The following is a 6,487-nucleotide window of genomic DNA, read 5'->3' as shown; positions in this document are numbered from 1 at the left end:
GTCGTATTTTGAATCGTTTCCTTGAATTTGGCCGTTGTGAGAGCTATGCCATCGTGTCGCCTTCTAACCTAGTAACTTAACGAGGTAGGTTCAGAAAATGCAGTTAAGCACGTCTATCCAAAAACGTTATGCAACAAAGCCTGTTTCATAGAGTTTCTCCAAGATAAAGATTTATATTGAGCGCGTGATTTTCTTAAGTCTATTTACTTTACTTTTGCTCGGTAGGCGCGAAGCATACCGGCTAGCTTTTCACGCATCGTGGCGTGCATCGGGTCGTCCGCAAGATTTTTTGTCTCTTTTGGATCGGCAACCTCATCTATAAGCATGGCTTGACCGTTGGCGTACTCCGCGTAGCGCCAGCGATCCCAGCGAACCGCGATATGGACATTCTTACCCTGCCCCGCGACAGTGAAGGCGGGACGATCCCAGCGCATCGTGGGGTCTTTCAGGAGCGGCACTAGGCTTGCTCCTTCCACACCGGCAGGTACGGGAATCCCACCAAGTTCACAGAGGGTTTTGTAGAGATCGAGCGTCTCGACGATGCGCGGCGAGCTCTTTCCGTTCCCCTTGGCTCCCGGCATCACCACAAGAAGCGGCACCCGTGCCCCGACTTCGTAGAGCGAGCCATGCTTGCTCCACTTCCCCCACTCGCCTAAATGATACCCGTGATCGCCCCAGAGGACAATTATCGTTTTCTCACGCAGCCCTAGCTCATCGAGTTTTCCCAGCACACGACCTACGTTCCAGTCCACCCAGCTCGTCGAGGCGCGGTAGGCCCGTAGCATCTCTTTAGCTTGCTCGGGCGTGGCGTCACGCTCGATAAAAAGATCGTAGTTGGGCACTAGCGACGGTGTCGGAAACCCCGGCGCTACCGTCGGACGCGGTGCAAAATTGGTGGGAAGCTCCATCTTGCTGACCTCGTAGAGATCAAAGAAGCTCTGCGGCGCCGTGGGGGGGCTGTGGGGTTTCTGAAAGCCACACGCCAGAAAAAATCGCTTGTCTTTGTAGCGTGTGAGGTAGTCCATCGTCTGCTCGGCAATCTTATTGTCCGCGTGGGTATCGCCCTTGCCGGGCAGGACGATAATCTTATCCGAGTTCGCCTTTCGGTCGCGCTGCTGCTGCGGGGTAGGGCGTGGCTGCTGGGCAATGGAGGTGGGGAGGGCATCATCGGGGTCTGCGAGGGCATAGAGTGCCTCTTGCGTGGCTTTTTTGCGCTGTCCGCCCTCGGTCCAAGAGAGATCAGCCTCGAGTCCGCCGTGGTAGATCTTGCCCGTTGCCAGTGTCGAGTAGCCGTTGTTCTTGAAGTGCTGGGGCAGAGTGACCCAATCAGGGTGAAGCTGCCGCAGGTCTCCCTGGTTGTCCAGAACGCCCGTCTGCTGTGGGTAGCGCCCCGTGAGCAAACTAGAGCGCGACGGGTTACAGAGCGGGTACTGGCAGTAGGCACGCTCAAAGCGCACGCCGGACTTTGCGAGTGCATCTAAATTCGGGGTCTTGACGGGTGCACCGTAGCTCCCCAGCTCGGGGCGCAGGTCATCGGCCATCAAGAACAGAACATTGTAGCGCGGCTTAGGGGCTTGCTCTTGTGCCCGCACCGAAGCGGCGAGAGAGAGAGGGAGTAGGGTAGCAAGCAACACCAGAGTCGAGACAGCTTTGTACTTCATAAGGAAACTCTACCACCTCTCTTTCTTTTCTGCAATCGTTTGCGTATTGTCAGCACAAGTATTTGTGCAGTAGAATACCCCAGAATCGAAATGAGCCTTTCTATGAAGCCCAATGTCCTTGTTTTTTTTACCGACCAGCAGCGCGCCGACACCACGGGAGTGCACGGCTGCCCCCTCGATCTGACGCCTAACTTTGACCGTTTTGCCCAAGAGGGAACGCACTGTTACCACGCCTACACCTGCCAGCCGGTCTGTGGCCCCGCACGCTCCTGCCTCCAGACCGGGATGTACGCCACGGCGACGGGAACCTGGCGCACTGGGATCGGGCTGGATCAGAGCCTGCCCAACCTGGGCACGAGCTTCTCACAGGCAGGCTACCAGACCGGCTACATCGGCAAGTGGCACCTCGGGTCGCACGAGCATATTGGCCCGGTTCCCAAGGAGCAGCGCGGCGGCTACGAGTTCTGGCTGGCCTCCAATCTCTTGGAGTTCACCAGCGATGCCTACGACTGCACGGTCTTCGACGGCGACGGCAACCCGGTTAAGCTCCCCGGCTACCGCGTGGATGGCATCACGGACGCGGCGATTCGCTTTATAGACAGCGCCACTCAGAGCGACCAGCCGTTTTTTCTCTTTCTCTCCTATATCGAGCCACACCACCAGAACCACCGCGATGACTACCCGGCTCCAACAGGCTACGCCGAGCGCTACACAGGCCGCTGGACGCCTCCCGACCTCCAGACCCTAGGGGGCACAAGCGCGCAGCACCTGCCCGGCTACTTTGGGATGATCAAGCGGCTCGATGAGGCATTTGGCCGCCTCTTAGACACGCTCAAGAGCCTCGGTATCCTGGAAAACACGGTGGTGCTCTACACCTCAGACCATGGCAACCACTTCAAGACGCGCAACGCCGAGTACAAGCGCAGCTGCCACGATGCCAGCCTACGGGTTCCCACCGCGCTCTCCGGGCCAGGCTTCTCCGGGCAGGGACGGCTGCAGAACCTAGTGAGCCTGGTAGATCTGCCCCCCACCCTTCTCGATGCCGCGGGCCTCTCGATTCCGGAGACCATGCAGGGCCGCTCGCTCCTACGCCGCTCCGAGGGCTGGCCGGGAGAGGTCTTTTCGCAGATCTCGGAGAGCCAGGTGGGGCGCTGCATCCGCACGCACCGCTGGAAGTACAGCGTGGTTGCCGCAGGCGTGGGAGGCAATAGCCAGCCCGGTAGCGATACCTACACCGAGGACTGTCTCTACGACCTAGAAGCCGATCCCTACGAGCTCCAGAACCTGGTGAACCACCCGAGCCATACTGCTGTCCGTGAGCAGCTCCGCACGCGCCTCTTGGCACGCATGGCTGAGGCGGGCGAACCGCCCGCAGCAATCCTGCCACACCCCGAGGTATTCACGGGCTTTACGCAGCGCCGCGTGGAGAGCGCCGAAGTGCTACAGTAAACCGAAGGACTACGGGGAGCCGTCTTTGACGCACCGAAACCCGACATGGGAGCTCCCGGTGTTGATGTCCCCTTTGCCACGGCCACCGGGCATGTAGCGGGCGCAGTACGCCTCGCAGCACAGAAACGAGCCGCCTTTTTGCACGCGCTTCTGGATTCCCGGCTCATCGGGGTCGAGGCTCTCTTCCGGGCCCTTGGGGCTTTTTTCGGGGCTCTTGGCAAAATAATCGGGGCGGTACCAGTCAGAGCACCACTGCCAGACATTGCCCGCCATGTCGTGGAGGCCAAAGGCATTGGCGGGGAAGCTGCCCACGGGCGACGTGCGCTCGAAGCCGTCGGTCTTGGTGTTCTTGTTGGGAAAGTCGCCGTTAAACGTGTTGGCCATCTGCTTGCCCTGCGGCGCAAAGTCATCGCCCCAGATAAAGGGTTTCTGATCGAGCCCACCACGCGCGGCAAACTCCCACTCCGCCTCGGTGGGGAGGCGCTTGCCCGCCCACTTGGCATAGGCCGCCGCGTCGTCGTAGGCGACGTGCACCACGGGATGGTTCTCACGGCCTTTCAGATCGCTCGTCGGGCCTTCCGGGTGTCGCCAGTCGGCCTTGGGGATGTAGCTCCACCACTGCGTCACGTCATCCAAACGGACTTCACGGTCGGGCGGGGTAAATACCACCGCGCCGGGCACGAGCTTGTCGAGCGGAACACCGGGGAACTCTTTAGGGTCGAGGGGCCGCTCCGCAATGGTCTGGTACTTGGTGGCGGCGACGAACGTTTCAAACTGGGAATTGGTGACCGGGTACTTGTCCATCCAGAAGCCAACAAGCGTCACTTTATGCACCGGCTGCGCGTCGGCAAAGCGCGGATCGTCACTGCCCATGCGAAACGTCCCACCGGCAATCTTAACCATGCCCTCAGTGCTGTTTACAGGAGAGGTGGGCTTCGTGCAGCCTGCTACGGTAAGGAGGACGCAGCCGAGTAAGAACGTGATTTTAGTCATCTTGGTGGCCTTGGATTCGGGACGGCAGGGAGAAACTCCTCCCGACTGATAAATCCATCGCTGTTGGTGTCGCGCTGCATGAACCAGCGCTCGGCCTCTTTGGCCTCGCGGCCCGCGCTAAACTCGGCCTTGCTGAGCTTGCCATCCCCGTTGGAATCGAGGCGCTTGAACTGCGCGGCGCGATTATTTGTGGGGGGCATGTCGCCCAGGTCGGGGAGCGGGAGGTAGTCAAAGTCTACGGTCATCTTCTCGGCCAGCGCCAGACGAAGCTCTCTCTCGACACTTGCCAGCGCGGGCTTGCCGCTGAGATTGTTTAGCTCCGACGGGTCGGTATCCAGGTCGTAGAGCTCGTAGACGGGGCGGGGCGCGGTGAAGTAGGTGGCAGTTAGCCCTGCCATGAGCTTTCCAGCAGCGTTGGCCTCCGTGATCTCTTTCCAGGCCGCCCCCCCGGCTGAGTCCACGGGGCCGTAGGGAATCCAGGGGGTCGCGTTGTAGATAAACTTGTAGCGATCCGTGCGCACGCAGCGCGAGAGATCGTAGCCGCTGTTCTTCATCCCGACGGTCACTGGGGCGCTTCCGTGTGGCCCACGCTCCGCAAAGAGCTGCTTGCGCGGGGTGAACGCCTCGCCCTTGAGCAGCGGCAGAAAGCTCACGCCGCTGATCTTCTCTGAGCCAGCAAGTCCCGTGGCCGCAAGAAGTGTCGGGGCAAGGTCTTCACCCGAGAGCAGGGCACGCGACTCGCCGCCGGGCTTGACCACACCCGGCCAGCGCACCAGGAACGGAACATTGAGCCCCGGATCGTAGAGCGAGCCCTTGCCGTGCGGCAGTGCCTGCCCATTGTCGCCGCAAAACACCACGATCGTGTTTTTCTCCAGTCCCTTCTCGGCGAGAAGCTTCAAGATACGCGCGACGCTCGTGTCCACACGGTTCACTTCGGCGCAGTAGTCCGCGAGCTGGGAGCGCATGCCGGGCAGGTCGGGGAAGTGTGGCGGGAGCTTGAGGCTTGCCGGATCGGGCCGGAACGAGGCCGGTGCGTTCCAGACATGGTGCGGGTCGCTAAAGTTCACCCAGAGAAAGAAGGGCTTATCTTTGGGCTTCTTCTCCAGAAACTCGCTCATCTGCGTGGTTGTGGCCTCATCGGAGCCGGTCTTGACATAGTCGAAGCGCTCCGTGAAGGTCTTGAGGTTGTTCTTGGTCACGAGCCCCCCAAGATCCGCGCCATCTAAGTGATAGCTACGCCCACACACTCCGACAAAGTAGCCCGCCTTCTGGCGCATCGCTTCCGGAAAAGTCTCGACATCGCGGGGGAGTGGTGCGGAGAACCGAGTGATCCGGGCCGCCACCGGGGAGCGCCCGGTCAAAAGCGCTGCCCGCGAGGGAACGCACTGGGGAGCCGCCGTAAAGAACCGATGGAACTTCATCCCCTCTGCGGCCAATTTGTCCAAGGCGGGCGTCTTGACATTGCTATCGCCGTAGCAGCTCAGGTACGGATAGCTATGGTCGTCGGAGAGAAGAAAGAGCACATTGGGCTTCTCTTGTGCTCTGGCCACCAGCGCCGGGACAAAGAGTGCAAGCAGAGCAAGGAATCGTCTTAGTTTCATGATGTCACTGTAGAGACCATCTTGGGTCGGCAACACGGGCAGTTTTAAGAAGTGTCTCGGCCTTTGCTAGCTCCTGTGGACGCTGGCTGGCAAGATTTGTTCGCTCACCGGGGTCTTTGGAGAGATCGTAGAGCTCAATCGCCTCAGTGGGGCCGTTCTTGACGGCTTTCCAGCTGCCAAAGCGCACGGCCTGGATTGGCTTGCCCTCGTGGAGCTCCCAGTAGAAGTAGTCCCGCTTGGGGGCCTTCCCGCCGCGCAAGAGTGAGACAAGCGACTTACCGTCCGTGAGATAGTCTTTGGGAAGCTTAACACCTGCCAGCTCCGCCGCTGTGGCGGGGAAGTCCCAGAACGCCCAAGGCTCACTGCTCACGCGCCCCGCCTTCACCACGCCGGGCCAGCGGGCAATGGCGGCTTGGCGCAGGGCTCCCTCATACAGTCCCCGCTTGTAGCCACGAAGCCCATTGGCGGCCTGCTCAAACAAGCGCCCAATCTCTGAGTCAGGCGCATAGGACGAGCCATTGTCTCCGGCAATAATCACCAGAGTTTTCTCATCAATCTTGAGCTCCTTGAGAAGCGCTAGCAAGCGGCCAATATCACTATCCAGACGTGTGACTTGGGCGGCATAGGTCTTCTGAAGATTGCTCCAGGGCTTGTCTTTGTAGATTCCCAGATCATCTATCTCGGCGCGGCCATGCGGCAGTGTGATGGAGTAGAAGAGAAAAAATGGCTGGTCTTTGTTCTCGCGCACCCAGCGCAGGGTCTCGTCGGCGATGAGGTTCTGGG

5 protein-coding genes are annotated in these 6,487 nt (G+C 60.1%); 1 reads left to right on the top strand and 4 read right to left on the bottom strand.

The genetic code is table 11. From position 1 onward, the window contains the following. Positions 1 to 203: 203 nt before the first annotated feature. The gene (locus RMO15_RS00505) at positions 204 to 1,661 is read right to left on the bottom strand and encodes a sulfatase (RefSeq protein WP_309706852.1); all 1,458 of its coding nucleotides are present in this window, start codon (positions 1,659 to 1,661) and stop codon (positions 204 to 206) included. A gap of 90 nt (positions 1,662 to 1,751) precedes the next feature. On the opposite strand from RMO15_RS00505, the gene RMO15_RS00500 reads away from it, so the two are divergent. Further along, positions 1,752 to 3,110 carry a sulfatase-like hydrolase/transferase gene (locus RMO15_RS00500; protein WP_309706850.1) on the top strand — a complete coding sequence of 453 codons (1,359 nt, stop codon included), beginning with the start codon at positions 1,752 to 1,754 and terminating at the stop codon, positions 3,108 to 3,110. Positions 3,111 to 3,119: 9 nt separating this feature from the next. On the opposite strand, the gene RMO15_RS00495 is transcribed toward RMO15_RS00500, so the two are convergent. From RMO15_RS00495 to RMO15_RS00485, 3 genes are all read right to left on the bottom strand, one after another. Continuing rightward, entirely contained in the window at positions 3,120 to 4,103 is a 984-nt protein-coding gene (locus tag RMO15_RS00495) for a formylglycine-generating enzyme family protein (RefSeq protein WP_309706848.1), read from the bottom strand. After that, positions 4,100 to 5,704, bottom strand: a complete 1,605-nt coding sequence (locus RMO15_RS00490) for a sulfatase-like hydrolase/transferase (RefSeq protein WP_309706846.1) — start codon at positions 5,702 to 5,704, stop codon at positions 4,100 to 4,102. The genes RMO15_RS00495 and RMO15_RS00490 overlap by 4 nt, the downstream gene beginning before the upstream one ends. A gap of 4 nt (positions 5,705 to 5,708) precedes the next feature. Further along, on the bottom strand, positions 5,709 to 6,487 hold a 779-nt coding region (locus tag RMO15_RS00485; protein ID WP_309706844.1), incomplete at its 5' end, for a sulfatase-like hydrolase/transferase.

It is taken from the genome of Armatimonas sp. (assembly GCF_031410135.1).
In the GTDB taxonomy this organism is placed as follows: Bacteria; Armatimonadota; Armatimonadia; order Armatimonadales; family Armatimonadaceae; genus Armatimonas.
Note: the sequence above shows the minus strand (reverse complement) of the source record. Positions and strands in the feature narration are given on the sequence as shown.